The 18,541-nt window shown below is 57.1% G+C and carries 9 protein-coding genes; 1 reads left to right on the forward strand and 8 read right to left on the reverse strand.

The genetic code is table 11. The features are described from left to right. Positions 1-315: 315 nt before the first annotated feature. The 6 genes from OZX70_RS00260 to OZX70_RS00285 form a co-directional block, all read right to left on the reverse strand. Positions 316-489 carry a hypothetical protein gene (locus OZX70_RS00260; RefSeq protein WP_277180993.1) on the reverse strand — a complete coding sequence of 58 codons (174 nt, stop codon included), beginning with the start codon at positions 487-489 and terminating at the stop codon, positions 316-318. Positions 490-496: 7 nt separating this feature from the next. Next, on the reverse strand, positions 497-5,428 hold the full coding sequence (locus tag OZX70_RS00265) for a BspA family leucine-rich repeat surface protein (protein WP_277180995.1): 4,932 nt from the start codon (positions 5,426-5,428) through the stop codon (positions 497-499). Between the two features lie 451 nt (positions 5,429-5,879). Next, positions 5,880-8,357: a hypothetical protein gene (locus OZX70_RS00270; RefSeq protein WP_277180997.1), complete on the reverse strand. Its 2,478-nt coding sequence runs from the start codon at positions 8,355-8,357 to the stop codon at positions 5,880-5,882. Between the two features lie 161 nt (positions 8,358-8,518). After that, positions 8,519-11,128: a murein biosynthesis integral membrane protein MurJ gene (murJ, locus tag OZX70_RS00275; protein WP_277180999.1), complete on the reverse strand. Its 2,610-nt coding sequence runs from the start codon at positions 11,126-11,128 to the stop codon at positions 8,519-8,521. Continuing rightward, positions 11,125-13,989, reverse strand: coding sequence for a DUF6049 family protein (locus OZX70_RS00280; protein ID WP_277181001.1), 2,865 nt, complete (start codon positions 13,987-13,989; stop codon positions 11,125-11,127). The genes murJ and OZX70_RS00280 overlap by 4 nt, the downstream gene beginning before the upstream one ends. Next, positions 13,986-14,642: an NUDIX hydrolase gene (locus tag OZX70_RS00285; protein ID WP_277181003.1), complete on the reverse strand. Its 657-nt coding sequence runs from the start codon at positions 14,640-14,642 to the stop codon at positions 13,986-13,988. Before OZX70_RS00285 ends, OZX70_RS00280 begins: the two co-directional genes overlap by 4 nt. A gap of 410 nt (positions 14,643-15,052) precedes the next feature. Between OZX70_RS00285 and OZX70_RS00290 the strand changes: the two genes are divergently transcribed. Beyond that, entirely contained in the window at positions 15,053-16,477 is a 1,425-nt protein-coding gene (locus OZX70_RS00290) for a CCA tRNA nucleotidyltransferase (protein ID WP_277182208.1), read from the forward strand. Positions 16,478-16,575: 98 nt separating this feature from the next. Here OZX70_RS00290 and OZX70_RS00295 read toward each other — a convergent pair whose 3' ends face one another. Continuing rightward, positions 16,576-17,205 (reverse strand): LytR C-terminal domain-containing protein, encoded by a 630-nt coding sequence (locus tag OZX70_RS00295; protein ID WP_277181005.1) that lies wholly within the window; start codon positions 17,203-17,205, stop codon positions 16,576-16,578. Between the two features lie 194 nt (positions 17,206-17,399). Further along, on the reverse strand, positions 17,400-18,500 hold the full coding sequence (locus OZX70_RS00300) for an rRNA adenine dimethyltransferase family protein (RefSeq protein WP_277181007.1): 1,101 nt from the start codon (positions 18,498-18,500) through the stop codon (positions 17,400-17,402). Positions 18,501-18,541 lie beyond the last annotated feature (41 nt).

Below are 18,541 nucleotides of genomic sequence, written 5' to 3' on the forward strand. Positions count from 1 at the left end.
CGGTGATTCGCTACGGTGACGGTACTGTTTTTGAAGTTGGGTCAGTTTCCGACAATAATATTATTTAGACATCTGTCACTATTGCTGATGTAGGATTATCGATGTTCCTAATGTCAGATTATTGATGTCTCTAATGTAGGATTGTCGATACTTCTAATGTCGGATTGTGGAGGTCAAGGCTTCCGGTGATTTCCGAGGGCGACAGGGCAAGATTTTGACGGACATTGGCGACGCTCTGGATATTCCGGATTCCAACCGACTTATCGTTTATCGTGGTGACGAATCGCAGATGGTGCGCAGGCTCAGGCTCGTCCCTCACCCTCGAACCGTACGTAATCTTGGGCGGCGACGAGCCTTAGCCTCTGCGAAAATCTTGTTGAAGAAGTCGCGGGTCTCGTCTGGTGTCTTGCAGACGGTATCAGTGCGGATGTCACCGCCTTCAGCGGAACGAGTGACGAATTCCTGTACGTATTCGCGGATTTTTAGCATAGCTGTCTCAGCGACGAGTGGCTTGGCGGTTGCGGGCGCGGCGGGCGGCGGCGGCCAGGGCGAGGGCGAGGACTGCGCCGGCAGCGATCAGCAGACCTCGCAAAATCTGCTGACGGGTAAGACCCGTGAAGGGCAGCGCGGAAAGCGGAGTCGGGAACGTAAAATTGAAGCCATCAACAACGTATGCCCCCGCTGGTTTTGTGCTTGCGGCGCGTGAAGCGAGGTCACTTGTGCTTCCTCGCCATGCCGGATTGGTCAGGCCGCTTTTGTCGACCCATCTGCCAGTTTCCGTGACATCTGAAAATGCCTTGTTGCCGGTGGTGTTAGTGAGTGTGGTTTTCTTGCCGAGGCGGAGGGCTTTGAGGTTTATCGGCATCATCCCGTCCATGCTGCCTCCGGCCTTGCTGGTGTCCCAGTTGTTGAGGTCGAGTGTGTTGAGGGTGGGGTTGTGTCCGAAGAGCCATTGCATGTCGGTGACATTGTGGGTGTCCCAACCGCTGACGTCGAGGCTGGCGAGGTTGGTGACGTTGAACGCGCCGCCCATGTTGGTGACCTTGCTGGTGTCGAAGCCTTTGAGCCCGGTGATGGAGGTGAGTGCCGGGTCTTCCCAGAACATGCCGTACATGTCGGTGTTGCCGGCGGTGGAGAGGTTGGTGACGTCGATGGTCTTGACTTTGGGTAGCCTGCCGAACAGGAAACGACCGCCTGCGTATGTGGTTTCGCCGGTGTTGGGAGCGAGGTTGACGCCGGGTTGCACAGTGGCCGTGGTAACGCTGTCGTCGGCCCAGGGAACTCCTGTGACGCGGGTGGTTCCTGCAGGGTGGTTGGGTACGGTGCCTCTGTCGAGGCTGAGGGTGCATTCGGCGTTGGCGGTGCCTTCGCCGGTGAGTGTCTCGCTCCAGGTGAGCGTGCCCCAAGTGTGTGTGCCGGGCTGGGTACAGGTGGTCGGGAACGTGTAGCTGCCGACGACGTATTCGCCGATCGGGTTGTCGGTCGCAGCGCGTGTGGCCAGTTGAGCGGTGCTGCCGCTCCACGCCGGGTCGAGGCTCCAGGCCGGGCCGTGGCTTCCGCTCTTGTCGATCCATGTTCCGGTTTGTGTGACGTCTGAAAATGCCTTGTTGCCGGTGTCGTTGGCGAGTTTGGTTTTCTTTCCGAGGCGTAGTGCGTTCAAATTGATGGGTAGCATTCCGTACATGCTGGTGACATTGCTGGTGTCCCAGTTGTTGAGGTCGAGTGTGGTGATGGGGTTATGTCCGAAGAGCCATTGCATGTCGGTGACGTTGTGGGTGTCCCATCCGCTGACGTCGAGGCTGACGAGGTTGGTGACGTTGAACGTGCCGTTCATGTTGGTGACTTTGCTCGTGTCGAAGTTCTTCAGCCCCGTGATTGTGGTAAGCGCCGGGTCTTCCCAGAACATGCCGAACATGCTGGTGTTGCCGGCAGTGGAGAGGTTGGTGACGTCGATGGTCTTGACTTTGGGCAGTCTGCCGAAGAGGAAGGCACCGCCGGCGTATGTGGTTTCGCCGGTGTTGGGGGCGAGTTTGACACCGGGCTTGACGGTGGCCTTGGTGACGCTGTCGTCACTCCAGGGGACCCCTGTGACGCGGGTGGTTCCTGCGGAGTTGTTGGGTACGGTGCCTCTGTCGAGGCTGAGGGTGCATTCGGCATTGGCGCCTTCGCCGCTGAGCGTCTCGCTCCAGGTGAGGGTGCCCCAGGTGTGTGTGCCGGGTTGGGTGCAGGCGGTCGGGAACGTGTAGCTGCCGACGACGTATTCGCCGATCGGGTTGTCGGTCGCAGCGCGTGTGGCCAGTTGAGCGGTGCTGCCGCTCCACGCCGGGTCGAGGCTCCAGGCCGGGCCGTGGCTACCGCTCTTATCAACCCATGTGCCAGCCTGTACGACATTGGTGAAGGCCCCGTTGATGAGCTTGGTCTTTTTGCCTAGTCTCAGCGCCTTCAGGTTCGGCGGCAGCATGCCGTTCATGCTGGAAACTCTGCTGGTGTCCCAGCCGTTGAGATCAAGCGTAATAAGGCTGGTGTCGTTGAAGAACATGTTGCCCATTTCGGTCACCTTGCGGGTGTCCCAGCCGTTGAGGTCGAGGGCGGTGAGATTGAGGTTGTTGGCGAATATGTTGCCCATGTCGGTGACGTTGTGGGTGTCCCAGCTGCTGATGTCGAGGTTGACGAGGTTGGTGACGTTGAACGTGCCGTTCATGTTGGTGACTTTGCTCGTGTCGAAGTTCTGCAGCCCGGTGATTGTGGTAAGCGCCGGGTCTTCCCAGAACATGCCGAACATGCTGGTGTTGCCGGCAGTGGAGAGGTTGGTGACGTCGATGGTCTTGACTTTGGGCAGTCTGCCGAAGAGGAAGGCACCGCCGGCGTATGTGGTTTCGCCGGTGTTGGGGGCGAGTTTGACACCGGGCTTGACGGTGGCCTTGGTGACGCTGTCGTCACTCCAAGGGACCCCTGTGGTCGTGGTGTTGCCCGCGGAGTTTTCGGGTACGGTGCCGCTTTCGAGTGTGAGCACACATTCCGTGTTCTCGTCCTCGCCTTCGAGCGTTTCGCTCCAGGTGAGGGTGCCCCAGGTGTGTGTGCCGGGTTGGGTGCAGGCGGTCGGGAACGTGTAGCTGCCGACGACGTATTCGCCGATCGGGTTGTCAGTCGCCGCGCGTGCGGCCAGTTGGGCGGTGCTGCCGCTCCAGGACGGGTTGAGGCTGTTAGGAGGGTTGTGGCTCCCACTTTTGTCGATCCAAGTGCCGGACTGGGCCACGTGGCCGAACGCGGCGTTGTTGATGGCGTTCTTAAGTATGGTCTTCTTGCCCAACCTGAGCGCTTTCAGATTTGGCGGCAGCATGCCGTTCATGCTGGAAACTCTGCTGGTGTCCCAGCCGTTGAGATCAAGCGTAATAAGGCTGGTGTCGTTGAAGAACATGTTGCCCATTTCGGTCACCTTGCGGGTGTCCCAGCCGTTGAGATTAAGAGTGGTAAGGCTGGTGTCGTTGGCGAAGAGGCTGCCTACGTCGGTGGCCTTGCTTGTGTCCCAGGTCGACAGGTCGATGCTGGCAAGATTGGTGGTGTTGAACACGCCGATCATGTTGGTAACGCGAGTGGTGTCGAACGTTCTGAGTCCGTCAATCCGCTCGAGCTTAGGGTTTAAGTAGAACATGCCAAACAGGTCCGTGGAACCGGTAGTGGTGAGTTTGCTGACATCAGCGGTCTTTAGGTCGGGCAACGTGCTGACTAGCAGACGGCCGCCGGTCGGCGCGAGTTTTACGCCTTCTTTTACCTCTGCGCTTGTTACCCTGACGTCGCCGCTCCACGGCCAGCCTGGGGTTTCGGGGGTTCCTGCATGGTCGGGCGCGACGCCGCTGGTGAAGGTGAGAGCGCATTGAGTCAGCTCGTCGTCTGGTGCCTCTTGCCAGTTGAGAGTGTTGCCATTTTCGGTCCAGTGATGTTGTCCGGCTTTCGGACACACGAGTCCCGAGCCCGTGTACATATCGGCTTGGGGTATGTTTTCGGGGATATCGAGGCCAGGGTTGCCAATAGTTTTTAGCTTGGTACATCCGTCGAAGATGTGATCGATGTAGATGACACGGCTAGTGTTCCAGTTGGTCAGATTAAGGGTGGGTAGATTGGAGGAATCCCAGAACATGTAGCTTATGTTGATTATGTTACGGGTATCCCAGTTTTCAAGACCGTCAATCCTTATTAGATTCGGATCCTTCCAGAACATGTTGCTCACATTGTCGGTATCGGTGACATCCAAATGAGACACATCCGCAGTCGTCAGTGCGGGAAGGTTTCCGAAGAGGTATGTGCCGCTCTGCCCGGGAGCGAGTTTTACGCCTGAATTGACGGTGGCGGTGATGACATTGTCGCTGGTCCACGGGACTCCCGTGTTGGTATCCGTGCCTGAGTTTTTGGGTGCTATACCGCTGGTGAGGGTGAGGGTGCATTCGGTCAGTGCCTCGTTCGGGGTCTCTTGCCAGTTGAGGGTGTTACCGTTTTTGCTCCAGTGGTGACGGCCTGCTTTGCTGCACACGAGTCCTGAACCCGTATACATGTTGGTTTGTGGATCGGTAGTTTCGGGGACATCGAGTCCAGGATTACCGATGGTTTTGAGATTGGTGCATCCGTCGAATATGTAATTAATATAAGTAACGTTGCTGGTATCCCAGCTAGTTAGATTGAGCGCTGAAAGACTTGTGCAATCTCGGAACATGAAGCTTATGTTGGTGGCATTGCTCATGTTCCATGTGTTGAGTCCGTCGATTTTTATTAGGTTGGGATCATTCCAGAACATATTGCAGAAATTCTGGGCATCCGTAACGTCTAAATGGGTGACATCGACGGTTGTCAGATTGGGAATATTGCCGAACAGATATAAGCCGCTGCTGCCGGATGAGAGCTTCACACCCGAATTGACATAGACTGAGGTGATGTTGTGGCTAGTCCATGGAACTCCCGTGTTGGCATCTGAACCTGCATGGTTTGGCACCGAGCCAGAGATCAATGTCAGTCGACACCCATCACTGATGGAGGTTTCACTCCAAGTTAGTGTTTCCCACGGATGCTCGCCAGGTTGCGTGCAGGTACCGTCTTGCGGCCTAACGGTATTTTTTGTAGAAGTGCCTTTAGCCGATGATTCCTTACTATCAGGTTTAGAAGCATCAACGGCTACAGGTGTTGTGCCTGACGCTGGGGGTATTGCTTTTGGCTGTTTTGAAGTATTTTTGCTGCTTTGTTCGGATTCCGAAGTCTGCTGAGCTGTCAGATTTTCAGAAATTGACGACTGGGGAGTGCTCGATTGCACGTCTGCGACGCCGGTTTCCGGCGCGGGGGCATTGGCGGACAGCAGCGCGAGTGCGGTAAACAGAACCGCAATCTTGCTTGTAATTCCACCGCGTCGCAACATCATCAACACACCTCTTCGTAAAGCCACATCCAACACTGCACCTAACAAACCATACAAATTCAAGAATAACGTTTCTGCGGTACAAACATGTCTTACGCCAAGGAATCATCACAATATGCTTCAGCGTGCTTTCTAGATGCTACGGATTAAGAACCAACCGTGCCCCCGATTCGGAAGAACCGGGGACACGATATCAGTATCGCCGTGCCGTATAGACACCGCCTATTACTAGGTTACCAAAGGATTGGCGGAAAAAGCAAAACGTCGAATAGGCTTTTGAAGTGTGGCGCGCCCTTGTCGGCGGGTGGCGGATTTGAGCGTCCCAGAGCCCACTACGTCAGTGATTTGAAAATTGCTATGTCATGATTGTGGAGATTTCTATGTCAGTGATTTGAAATTTATAAGTCATGATTAATGATAATTGGTCGGAAATATTAAAGTCCATGCAATGCACGTGCCGCGCGCCCGCGTCGCTCTCTTAGTACAGCGCGACGTGGTTGATGTAGAGGGAATGGTTCGGCAGGGAGTCCATGGGGACCCAGAGCAGGAAGTCCTGCGACTTGACCGGCTTCTGCAGCTTGACCTCGGTGGTGCCGCTCTGGTCGAAGGTGAACTGAGCGACCCGCTGGCCGGCGTTTGGGTCCTGCGCGGAGTTTGCGATGAGGTAGCCCGTGCCGCCGGACGTACGAATCTGAACGACAAAGCGGGTGACGGTGGCCGGCTGGCTGATGTGCATGTAATACGCTAAGCCGTTCTGTCCGGCCGGACTCTGATAGAACTCCTGCTTGTCGATGGTCAACGGAGTATTGTTCATCGGAATCGAAGGCGCGGGCACGGCCTTGGCGACCTTGTCAGCCGTCTTCACCTTGGCGCTGGAACCGGCTTCGGACTTTGAAGCAGATCCGTCCGACGATTCGGATGAGGAAGTGCCGCCCTGCTTATTGGCATTGCTGGAATTATCGGTTCCGTTGGCGTTTTGGTCCTCGTTGCCGCCTCCATTGCCTTCCGCGCCGAACGGCACGTTGTTGAGGTTCATCTTGGGCCATGGGTCGGAGCTGGATTGCTGGTAGCCGCCGGTGCTTTTGTTGTTGTGGTCGATCAGCACGAACGCGGCGACCCCTGCGGCCGCGAGAATCAGCACGATGATGGCGATAATGGCGACGACCTTGGTCGTGAGCTTGCCCAGGAGCGGGGTGTCAGCGATATCGTCGCTGCCCGGATTGTCAGATTCCTGCTGGGTTTTCTGCGCAGGTGTGAAGCTGGGAGGGGTGATCACCGGGTTGGCGGCATCGATGGCCTCCTGCTCGGCCTGAAGTGCCTGTGCTGATTCATGACCGGGTTCGATGAAATTGCCGTCGGCGTCGAGCAGCGGGATGCGGCCTGTTGCCTCTGTGCGGTTGCCGGGAGTGTTGTCGTGCGCGCTGGCGGTGTTGCCCTTCATCGCGAAGTCGAATTGCATCGTGGGATTGGTGGTCTGTACGGTGTCCTGGTCGAAGTCTGGGAAAATGAAATCGTCGGCCGTGGAATCGAAGGATTTGAAAGCGTCCGCCATTTCCGCGGCGGTCAGATCGTGCAGATCCATACGCGGGGCTGCGGCGTTGCTGAGGTCGTTGGAAGCGTTCTGATTGTTGCCGGACTTGCCGCGTTGATGCCACCATTTCGAGGATTTGTCTTGCGCGGGGGAGGCCGGATTCGCGTTTTGCGTGGCGTTGGAATCGGCACTCGGATTGTTTGCGCCGGAAGCCGTTGGACTGGCTGTAGTGCCTGACGTAGCGCCCTCGGCAGGCAATGGCAACGAGACGTTTTGCGGCGAAGTTGCGTTTGGAGCGGTTGACACGTCGCCGTCGTCGCCGTTGGTATTCGCGTTTGCGGAATTCGCGTGGTTCTGGGAGCCGGGTTTTACCGGGCTGGTGTTCCCCTTCGCGGTAACCGTAGTAGAAGTCCCAGGAGTCGCAGAAGAATTGGTACGAGTGCCCTTTGCGCCCGCCCGTTTTTGTGCTTCATCGGCCAAAGCGCCAACTCCCGCCGCCGCAGCGACGCCATTGGCCACCGCCGACTCTGCGGCGCTGGCCGCCTGGCGTGCGCGGAACTGCAACTGATTGGTCGAAAGATCCTGCGGAAAATCAAGTAGGTTGGCCCGCCGTGCCCTGCGCAGCGGAAGCCTCGAAATGGAAGCTTCGCCGTCCGAATTCGGTCGTTTCACTTCGCTTGTAGGAAGCTTTGCCAGCGGTTTGACGGATCCGAGCAAAGCGACGAGCTCGGCCAAGGAGACCATGGAAAGAGTGGGGCTGCCGTTCACGTTTTTGATGGGCAGACCGCGTTCGCAGATGATGTGTAGTTCTTCCGGGGTGTCTTCGGGAAGTGCGGAAAGGTCGAAATCCTTGATTTCCGCAGTCCATTTGCCGGTGAGCATGGCGTAAAGCAAGCCGGCAAGTTCGTGGACGGCCAGCATTTCCGGTTCCAGATTCTGTTCGTCGGGGTTGCTGATGAACATCGCTTCAAGCGGGGCATCGGCAATCTGAACACCCTTGGATGTAATACGAATAATATCGGTGCTAAGGGCGCGCATTTTCACGTCGTCGCGCAGCAGCGTTTCCAGCCCATCGGCGACTTCGGCGATGATGGAACGCATGGCTTCGTAGCCGAGCTTACGTGAACCGTGTCCGATGAAATTATTGAGCGAAAGCCCCTGGTCGAGCTGGGTGATGAGCACGGGGATATCGCCGACGTGCTGCATCTGAATGACTTGGGTGAAATGGGGGTTGCGCGAAAGAGTGAGCGTCGACGCAATGGCCTCAAAGCTGGGAATCGCGGCCTTGTTGGTGACGATGAAGAGTTGGCAGTCACGCGCGAGGATGCGGTCGTTGGCCTTCCATGCCTCGAGCCCTGGTATGCTACGCAGCGGTGACACCAACGTGTATCTGCTGATGACGATATCTCCCAGCTGTGGCTTCATAATGTCCTCGACCCTACGCAAACAAATGTAAAAAGTACCAGGCGGCAAACCGCCTCTTTTATTCTATCCGTGGCCGTAGCCGTGACGGAAGTTTTTGTGGCAATGTTTCGTGTCGATTTGTCGTATGCTCTTGGCCTGATCTAGTCAGAATTACCGTCGTTTCAGCGTGCGCGGTGGCGGGCGGTTTTGGAGACTTCGCCTTCGACGGTTGTTTCCTCGTTTTCGGTCAGGGGCGGCAAGCCCAGCGACTCCGTGGTAAGCCAGGCAAAATTATCGGCTGAAGATAGAGGCTCGGTGCCGGGTTCGGCTGGGGTTCGCGATTGAGCATCTGCATCGTCGCCGGCGGCATCAGCGTCAGTTTCGGCACCGGCATTGGCGTGCCCGTGCGACATGTCTGCGGAACCGAAAAGCGGCTTGATCTGCGAAGCCGGGCGCTCGGCATAAGGCGAATTGGCGGAATTGATGGGTTCGATGGGAAGCGACGGAAGCTCCGTTTCGTTCGCGTTCCTTGATCTTGAAATTGCGGAAATGGAAGAGAACGTCAAATCGTCTGATATCTCCGAATCCGGGAATCGGCCCTGTTCTTCGGGTTCGGAATCACCTATCGAGGGCCTCGTATCTTGCGATGCTGACGCCGGCACAGATTCGGCGATATCGTTTGCGCTTCCATTGGCAAGCGCATTGCCGCGCGAAATATCATCATCTGATGGAATGTTATTTAATGGATTGAAGCTGATCGGGGCATAATGCCGTGCACGGCCTACGCCGAACGGGAATTTATTCCCTGCGGATTGAGGGGACCTCGTTTCCGTGTTGGTGCTGTTGGCGTTCGTGAAAGGCATGCCCTCTACTGTAGCTGTGTTGTCTGTGAGTGACGAGTCGAGTTTTCCTTGACTTTGTGCCATATTATGGGCATTTGCATGGTATGTGTCCGGCTCGGCTGGGTGGGGTATACCTGGATCGAACGTTTGTGATGTGTCAGGTTCCGTAGGTACATCCATATTGCCGGGAATACCTGCGTTTTCGATTTCCTCCACCTTCGCAGAATCGTCTTTCTGACGGCTATCGGAAGAATCCTCGCCATTGTCGTTGCCGGCGCCGGGAAGCCTGATACCGAATTTACCGGCGAGCGAGCGGGCAATTGGCATCAATTCCTGCGTGCGAAGTACCCACAACGTACCCACATAAAGCAGGCCGATGACGATGGCGAGCACGCAGCAGACGCCGACGGCCTGGAACCAGTTCATATGCCCGCCGCGCACGCCTGCGCCCGGCTCGATATCGGCTCCGAAAAGCCCGTAGACCGGGTAGCGCAGCAGCCAGCCGCCTGCGCTCGCGACCAATGAGGCGATAATGCCTTTGGCGAACGCGGTGGCGATGCGCTTTCCGTCGAGCCTGCCGTTGAAACGCTTGCGCACCATATAGACGATGACGGGGAAGGCAAAGATGAAGGACAGCGACATCGTGACGCCAACCGTGGTGGCCCAGTTGAACGGCGAGATGAACAGGATCGCGATGACGATCATCAGCGCCTGCCCGCCCGAGACCAACAGGGTGAAGAAGAAGGGGTGGTAGCCGTCTTCGAACGCATAGAACGTCCGCTGAATGATGAGATAGGTCGAGGAGAACGGTAGGCCGATCGACAGCGCGGCCAAAGGCCCGGCCATCAGGACGGCTTCTTTGACGCTGACGCTGGGCAGTAGAGCGAGCGTGATCGGCGTGGGAATGACGATGAACAGCACGCTGAAAAGGCACATCATCAGCCAGACATTGCGCAGCGAGCCACTGAGGTCCTCTCGCGCGGCGTCAATGTTGTGGTCGGCGATGGCCTGCGAGATCTTGGGGAACATCGCCGTGGCGACGGAGGTGGCGATGAGCGAATAGGGCAGGATGTAAATGGTATTGGCGTTCCAATAGCTCGCGTTGCCGGCCATATCGAGCGCGTTGAGATGAAGTTGCGCCGCCTTGCCGGGCACGCTGGTGAGCACGCGCTGGTTGACGATGGTCTGCAGCTGGTCGACGATGACGATGCCAATGCCCCAGGCCGCCACCGAACCCATCGAACGCAGGCCGAAGCCGTGGATGCCCCAGCTTGGCCGGTAATGAAGTCCGATTTTGCGCAGTGGAAGGAACAGGATAAGCGCTTGGAAAGCGACACCCAGTGTCCATGCGCCCGCCGTCAAGGCGATTTTCTCGCTGGTCCAGAAACTCAGGGGCTGCGTGTTTGCGCGGCCGAACATGAAGATAAACGCGGTGAATCCGATGCAGCTGATGACGTTGGCGCCCACCGAGCTCCAGGCGTAGGTGCCGAAATGGTCTTTGGCGGCGAGGATTTGGCCGAGAACGGTGTAAAGGCCGTAGAAGAAGATTTGCGGGACGCACCAGAAGGTGAACGAGGTGGCGAGGGCCAGCATGTCGTGATTGCCGTTGACGTAAAGGCGCGTTAGCGGAGGGGTGAGCAGCGCCACGAGCAGTGTCACGGCCAGCAGTAGAACGATGGCAAGGGTGACGAGCTTGTTGAGCCGATCTTGCGCGTCCTTTTTCTTGAGCGTGCGCACGATTTGCGGCACGAGTACCGCGTTAAAGATGCCGCCGGAAACGAGCGTGAAGATGACCTGGGGAATTTGCGAGCCGGCCTGGTAGGCGTCGGCCGCCATGCCCGTCGTTCCGAGGGCCGCGGCGAGCAGGATGGTGCGAACTTGGCCCGTGATGCGGCTTGCCGCCGTCCCCACGGCCATAACCATCGAATTATGACCTACAGATGAACTCATTCGTCGGGATCTTTCTTACGGTTGAATTGGCGCCACAGGCCGATAACGCCCAGGACCAGCGCAACGGCTATGAAAATGATGCCGCTCATGTCGCTCAAACGCAACGTGCTGGTGATGCGTGTCGATTGTGGGGCGGAGAACACGTCTCCTCGGCGGTCGGTGAGCGTCAGATGTGCCGTGGCGGTGCCGGAAGTGGAGACTCGGACGTTGAACGTGGTCTGAGCCTCGCTGCGAGCAGGTATGGAAAGGGTTGCGAAACGCGTCGTAACGATTTCCATCGAATCGGAAAGAGAGGAGATTTTGACCGTTACGGGGTAGGGGTGGTTGTTGCTCACAGTCACCGGCATTTTCGCGGATTCGCTTAACACGGTGATGGATTCCGAAGGAGTGATTTTGATACCGTCCATCAGCTGGGAGGCCAGGTTCTGGGCGCTCGCGCTCATGCGTTTGGCGGTGGTGTCGCTGTCGGAAAGTGCATGCAGGGCGATGGAGTTTTGCATGGTGGAGATGGCAGCGATCCAGTCGCAGCCGTTCTTGGAACGCTTTGCCGTTGTGTCTGCGTCTTGGCGGGCCAGGGCCTGCGCGTCGCCAGTATCGGTTTTGCCACCGTTGGCTTTGCCGTTGGCATTGTTGGAGTTGTCGTTGGTCCCGTTGCTGCCGTTTGCGTTTGAAGGGGACGGCGTTGCGGTTTTCGCGGAATTGGAATTATTGGAGCCGCCGGTTTTGGAAGAATCTCCGGGCTGGCTTGCAGTGCCGTTTGAGCTCGAGCCTGTGCCTGAGTTGGAATCGGAAGTCGAGCCAGACCCCGAGCCCGCCGCGGTTCCCGATTTGGTACCCGACGAACCGTTTTTCCCACCTTGCGTTTTCGAAGCCCCGGAATTGTTGGAATCGCCCGTGGTTCCTGATGTCTCTGATTTCCCGGATGTTCCTGAGTCTGACGAATTAGATGAAGATTCATCAAGAATGGAGTTGCTGAATCTATCGATGTCATTCTTGCTTGCGGTAAGTGCGGCAAGCGTCTGGCGGATGTTTTGAAGCGTGGAAGCGTGGATGTCGGATGAATCGGGCACCATATCGGCTGCCTTTTCCCCGGAAAGATAGGCATCGGCCTGCCCCAGATCGCCCATATTCCTAAGCTTCAGCCAAGGCGCTTGCTCCGCCGTCTGCATCAACGTGTCCGCATCCTGCGCGCTGTTTTCCGAGCCGGTGGTGGCGGTGTCGAAGCAGACCAGCAGATTGCGTGTGGCGTAAGGGCTTTCCATCTGGTAGAAGGCGCTCTGGGCCATGAAGCGTGCAAGTCTGCCGGCGGAGCTCGATTCCCCGTCAACGGTTTTGTCGGTAGGTTTGCCTTGCGCCAGTCGGCTCAGTTCGTTCTGCGCGGTGAGGACGGTGACGTCGCCCGCAGAGGTGTGAATGATGTATTTTCCCGTACGAATGGTGGAATTTGTATTACTGTCGCCGGCGCCCGTCGCATCGGACGCGATGACGGTGGTATATCCCTGCTGTCTGGCCGTTGTCAACGAACTCATCGTCCACTGCCCGCGCCCCGGCCATGCATAAGCCGGCGCGTTGGCGTTCGCGTCACCGAGAGCGTCGCGGTATTCTTTCAATCCTGTTTCCGCGTTCCACGTAGAGTCGGCAATGCCGGCTTTTTCGTAAGCGCTGCCGTCGTTAACGGCCGAATATGTGGTGATATCGAAATTGCCAGGTTGCATGATGCCGCTGGTTTTTGGCGGTACGGGAAGGCTTTGGGCCAGTGTCGGATCCGTGATGACTTGTAGGCCCGGATGCTTGTTCACCAATTGTTCCACAGTCTGCGAAAGCTTATGGGTGCTGAGGATTTTTGCCGTATCGCCCTCCCCCGCGGTCATGAACTGCGTGAGTTTCTGGCCGTCGACCTGCCAGCTGTCACTGGTCAAAGGCATGGCCATCGTGATGTCCATCGGCGGGGTATTGGCCGTCTGAAGGCCGTCGGTGGAACGCGTCAGGAACGTGTGGGTCACATTGAGGTAAGGGCTCTGCGATTTTGAAGAGGTGTTGCTGTCATCGTTGGAATCCCGCACAAAGGAATAGTCGATGCGTACCGGTTTCGGACCCCACGAAAGCATGTTTTTCAAGCTTTCCTGGTCAGGATTTGCATCGATGGTCACGCTCGTTTTCTCGCCTTTTGCGATTGGTGGGACGTTGACCTGCCCGATTTGGTTGGGTACCTGGATTCGCGAATTCCCCTGTGCCCATTGCTGCAGATCCGTCAGGGAGACAAAGGTGTAATAGTCATTGACGGCCACGCTCAATGTGCCTGCAGGTAATGCGTTGTTGCTCAGGTTTTTGATGGCCACGCTCAGGTGGTAGCCGGAATTCGAAGTGACCACGGGCGTCGAGGCCGCAACGGTCACGGTGGCTTCATTCTCGGCGTTGGCGGTGTCTTGTCCGCTGGGTGACGGATCGTCCTGGTCGGTGTTGTCCGTGCCGTTTTGGACCGAACGCTTGGAAGGCCAGGAATTCGAGGAGCGGGGCGATGTCGTCTGTTGGCTCGGTGATTGGTTTGCCGAAGATCCGTTTTGCTGCGATGAATCTGGTTGAGTGGGCGAAGGCTGGGCCGGGTTCGTATTGGCATTGCCGTTCGGCGTGGAAGGCGAGGGGGTTTGCGAAGTACTGGATCCGTCTGATCCTGAGGTACCGCTAGAAGGTGGGGTCGCTTCTGCGGGATTCACGGCGAATGCGGCATTTGGGGAGAAAATGAGCGCGGACGAGCACAGCAAGACTATGACCGACGAAACAATCGCCGAAATCCGAGTGGATATGGGCGATTGCTTTTTGTGCGTATTGTTGTCGGAAACGCAGGAGTGCGAGTGTTTCAACCTTCTGCCTGCCTGTTCAGTTTCTTGGCGTAAAGCCACGCGATTTTACGTTCGTTAGGATAGCTCAGCACTCTGTCAAGGTCATCGAAATCCACCCAGATGGCGTCTTCGGCCTCGTGATCCGGGTCGCCTTCCACCGTCAGCGTGCCGCCGATCTGTCGTAATGCAAAATGATGGACCAACTTATGAACGCGCTCGGACTGACCGGTGAACCAATAATCGATGGTGGCAATGGAATCCACAACCTCGCCCAATATCCCGGTCTCTTCGTGGACTTCGCGAACGGCAGTCTGCTCCGGGGTCTCGCCCTTTTCGATATGCCCTTTCGGCAGGCACCATTCGAGGTGCCCGCTGCGTGAATGGCGCGCGATAAGCGCGACGCGGTTGTGGGAATCAAAAATCAAGCCGCCGGCTGAATATTCGCGGGCCACGGGCAGCTCTTGAGCGTCCAACGTGGCGAATTTCATCGGTCCGCGGAAGGCGCGGTGGTGCGGCATCATCTTTGGCGTCGGCGCGCCGTCCGGCTCGATGAAGCGGACGGTGCGCCCCGCGGACTCCGAAGTATAAAGGAGTTTGTCTTGCTTATCCTCGTTTTGGGCATGGTCGCCCGAGGCGTTGGCTATCATCCGAGCCAGGTCTGCGGGCGTAATCATATCTCCCAGCTTACTCAGAAGGATGTGCAGGTAGGGTAACGGAATGCTTTTCGCTGTGATAAGGCCATGCTAGGTTCTCAGGCGGCTTTGGCGGGCGCGTTGCTGATGCCGTAAATATGTGCGGTAATTATGTCGGATTTGTAGCGAGGCATAGCATGGAACGCCGTTCAATCGTCAAAACCGTTTCCCTGCTTTATATGTGGCATCATTGGAAATGAGAAATGTCGGAATATCAACGAATTGCATTTTCGATTACTGCGCATCTGTAGCACGGAATTATTTTTTACTGTGATCTTCTGCTTCCCTGCTGTGGTTGCGGTGCATGTGGTCGATTTTTCGATCCCTGCGTGTGCGTGCAACGGTGACGGTATGCTGGAAGGCGCGTGAAATTCGAGCGTTGGAGGCAAATCGTGGAGTTTGAGGTGTGGCCTGAGGCCATTGAGCTGGGGCACATGTTCGCGGAGCAGGGCTACGAGCTTTCGCTGGTGGGCGGGCCCGTGCGCGACCTGCTGTTGCACCGCAAAAGTCACGACCTCGATTTCTGTTCCTCCGCCCGACCTGAGCAGTTCGAACCGATTCTCAAGCGTTTCGGTCACGATGGTTTCTGGGATATGGGCCGCAAGTTCGGCACCTTGGGCGCGATGCGGCGTCGCAAGGACGGTACCGAAGTCAAGGTCGAAGTCACCACCTACCGCTCCGATAAATATGATCCCGATTCCCGCAAGCCGGTCGTTGAGTATGGGGACTCGCTGGAAGGTGACCTTTCGCGGCGCGATTTCACCGTCAACGCGATGGCGTTGCGCGTGCCCGACCTGCAATTCGTCGACCCGTTCGGCGGCGCTAACGATTTGGCCAAAGGTATTTTGCGTACGCCGGTCAATCCGCGGCAGTCTTTCGAGGACGACCCGCTGCGTATGATGCGCGCGGTGCGGTTCGTCGCCCAGCTTGGCTTCCGCATCGAGCCGGACACCGCCGAAGCCATCACCGATATGGTCGATCGTATTTCCATCGTCTCCGCCGAGCGCGTGCGCGACGAGATCACCAAGCTGTTGCTTTCCGAACGTCCGCACGAGGGCATCGAGGCGTTGGTCGATTCCGGTTTGGCTGATATTGTATTACCGGAGATTCCGGCGCTGAAACTGGAGATCGACGAGCATCATCGCCACAAGGACGTTTTCGAGCACACGCTGATGGTGCTCGACCGCGCGATTGCATTGGAAACCGGCCCCGATGGCCCCGTACCTAGGCCCGACTTGACGTTGCGCTTGGCTGCCCTCCTGCACGACATCGGCAAGCCAGCGACCCGTCGTTTCGAGCCTCACGGCAAAGTGAGCTTCCACCATCACGACGTGGTAGGCGCGAAAATGGTACGCAAGCGCCTGAAAGCGTTGCGTTTCGACCACCATATCGTCTCCGACGTGAGCGAACTGGTGAACCTGCATCTGCGGTTCCACGGCTACGTCGATGAGCCTTGGACGGATTCGGCTGTTCGCCGGTATGTCAAGGATTCCGGCCATCTTTACGAGCGCTTGAACCGCCTTACTCGCGCCGACGCCACTACGCAGAACAAGCGCAAGGCGTTGATGTTCTCTGAGGCGATGGACGAGCTCGAGGCTCGTGTCAAGGAGCTTAAGGAGCAGGAAGACTTCGATTCGATTCGCCCTGATGTCAACGGCAACGAGATCATCGAAATTCTTGGAATCAAGCCGGGCCCGGCCGTCGGCCGCGCCTACAAGCACATGCTCGATTACCGTTTGGATCACGGTCCTGCCGATCACGATACCGCCGTCGCGGAGCTCAAGCGTTGGGCTGGCGAAGAGGGATTAAGCGCCTGATCGAATTGTTCGGCAGTCTAAGCCAGTCTGAGGAATGTTTGGCGTTTGGGTTTGATGTTTGTCTTTACTGACGAAGCTGCTTTTGCGACTAGCGGCGGTTACTTCTTGGGCTGGCGGAAATCCTGAGGGAGCTTTGCCTGGTCGACCTTGCTTGGCAGCGTGCAACCCTTGATGTTCTTGATCTGGGCACCGGCGGCGGGCGTCGCGCCTTTTTTCGTCAGATCGTTGAACGTCGAACCGATGACCAGGCTCACAACCCCATCTTGCCTATTGTCCATCACCAGTTTTGCGTCGGTGAAATTGCTATAGACCGTATAGGCTTGCGCAATATTGTTCATTCCGTAGTAGATGGTGGTCCGTTCGACTTTTCGAGAAGTGAAATCTCCGACGCTGGATACGTTGAAATGCCGGTTGACCAAAGCGTCACCGACCGCTCTGGCGAGGCCGACCGCTTTGGTTCCGTTGAGTACGTTGACCTCTACGTTGCCGTTTTGCATATAGGCTACCGGACTTTTTTTCGGATCATTGGTAGCGCAAACGAGCGGCGCTCCGTAATTGGTTTGTGCCTGCGGCACATCGGCGTTGCTTTTGCCGATCGTATGGAAAAATACGAAGACTGAAACCACTAGCGCCACGACTAGGATGGCTGCGATCGTTGAAAACACGCGTACCTGACGGTGATGCACATACTGCTTGCGTGCCTGGCGTTCGTCACTATATTGCTGCATGTTTCGTTCCTGTCAACCCGTGCCTGCGCCGCTTCCTCGCAGGCGGCTGGGCTCAACCGACGTGCAAAGAATTTGGCGAATATCGACGTTTCCACTTTACCGTGAGAGTGTGACGCTCAGCTGCTTTGCTCGGTTGCGCTATTTTTGGGCCGCTGAACGGTGTTAAGAGGCGTGGGTGCCACGCTATTGCTTGGCTAGATTGCGGCGGCGGCCAACGCAACGAATTCATGGATCGTCAGAGTCTCGCCGCGTCTCGTTGGATCGATGCCGGCTTTTGCGAATGCTTCCGCTGGTACCAGCTTCTTCAAGGCTGCATGCAGGGTCTTGCGGCGTTGGCTGAAAGCGGCGTCGATAAGCTGGAACACCTTCTCGCGGCTGGCTTTCGAGGCCAGTTTGTTTTGCTCGTTTTCGTCGTAACGCTTGAACGAAACCAGTGCGGAATCGACGTTCGGTGCAGGCCAGAAGACGTTGCGGCCAACCAACCCCACACGCTCGGCCCGGCCATACCATGCCAGTTTCACGCTCGGAGTGCCGTAGATTTTGGAACTCGGTTTGGCCGCGAGCCGGTCGGCCACTTCCTTCTGTACCATCACGAGGAAATGATCAAGATTATCGAATTGTTCGAGCAGTGTAAGCAGTATTGGCGTCGCCACATTGTATGGCAAATTGGAAACGAGCGTGAACGGATTGCCGTCAGTGGCATTTGGTTGGTCAGATAGTGATTTTTCGGTATCGGCATTGCGGTCAGCGGGCGAGGTTTCGCGTTGTGTCTGTTCGTTTTCCTCGATGTTCGACGATGGCTTGTCATCGGTATCGTCGGCATCTGAGCCCGTGCTGGTATTGGTTGCCGAATGATTTTGGTTACGACGAGAAACATTGTCCGCCGCAAACTCCGGCAGCGTTTCGGGACTCAGACTCATCGCATCAGCGGTGACCACAGTAAGTCGGTCGGTTGCTTCTGGCATGAATTCGGCGATGGTTCTCGGCAGACGTGCCGCCAGCGCCGGGTCAATTTCGACAGCGGTGACCGCAGCTCCAGTTTCAAGCAAAGCCAGTGTAAGCGAGCCCAACCCCGGCCCGACTTCAAGCACGTGCGTATCGGCGGTAACGCCGGCTTCGCGCACAATGCGCCGCACCGTGCCTGGGTCGATGACAAAGTTTTGTCCGAATTTCTTGGTCGGGCTGATGCCGGCGTCCGCCGCGATCCGCCTGATATCCCCTGCGCCCAGCAGGTGGCCGGTATGTGCCGTCGCCTCGTCTGTCAAACTGTCCCCGTCCGTTGTCTGCTCACTCATAGTTTCAAAGATACCCTTGGCGCGCGAATCGATGTGTTCGT

The sequence above is a fragment of the Bifidobacterium sp. ESL0732 genome, assembly GCF_029395535.1.
Lineage (GTDB): Bacteria > Actinomycetota > Actinomycetes > Actinomycetales > Bifidobacteriaceae > Bifidobacterium.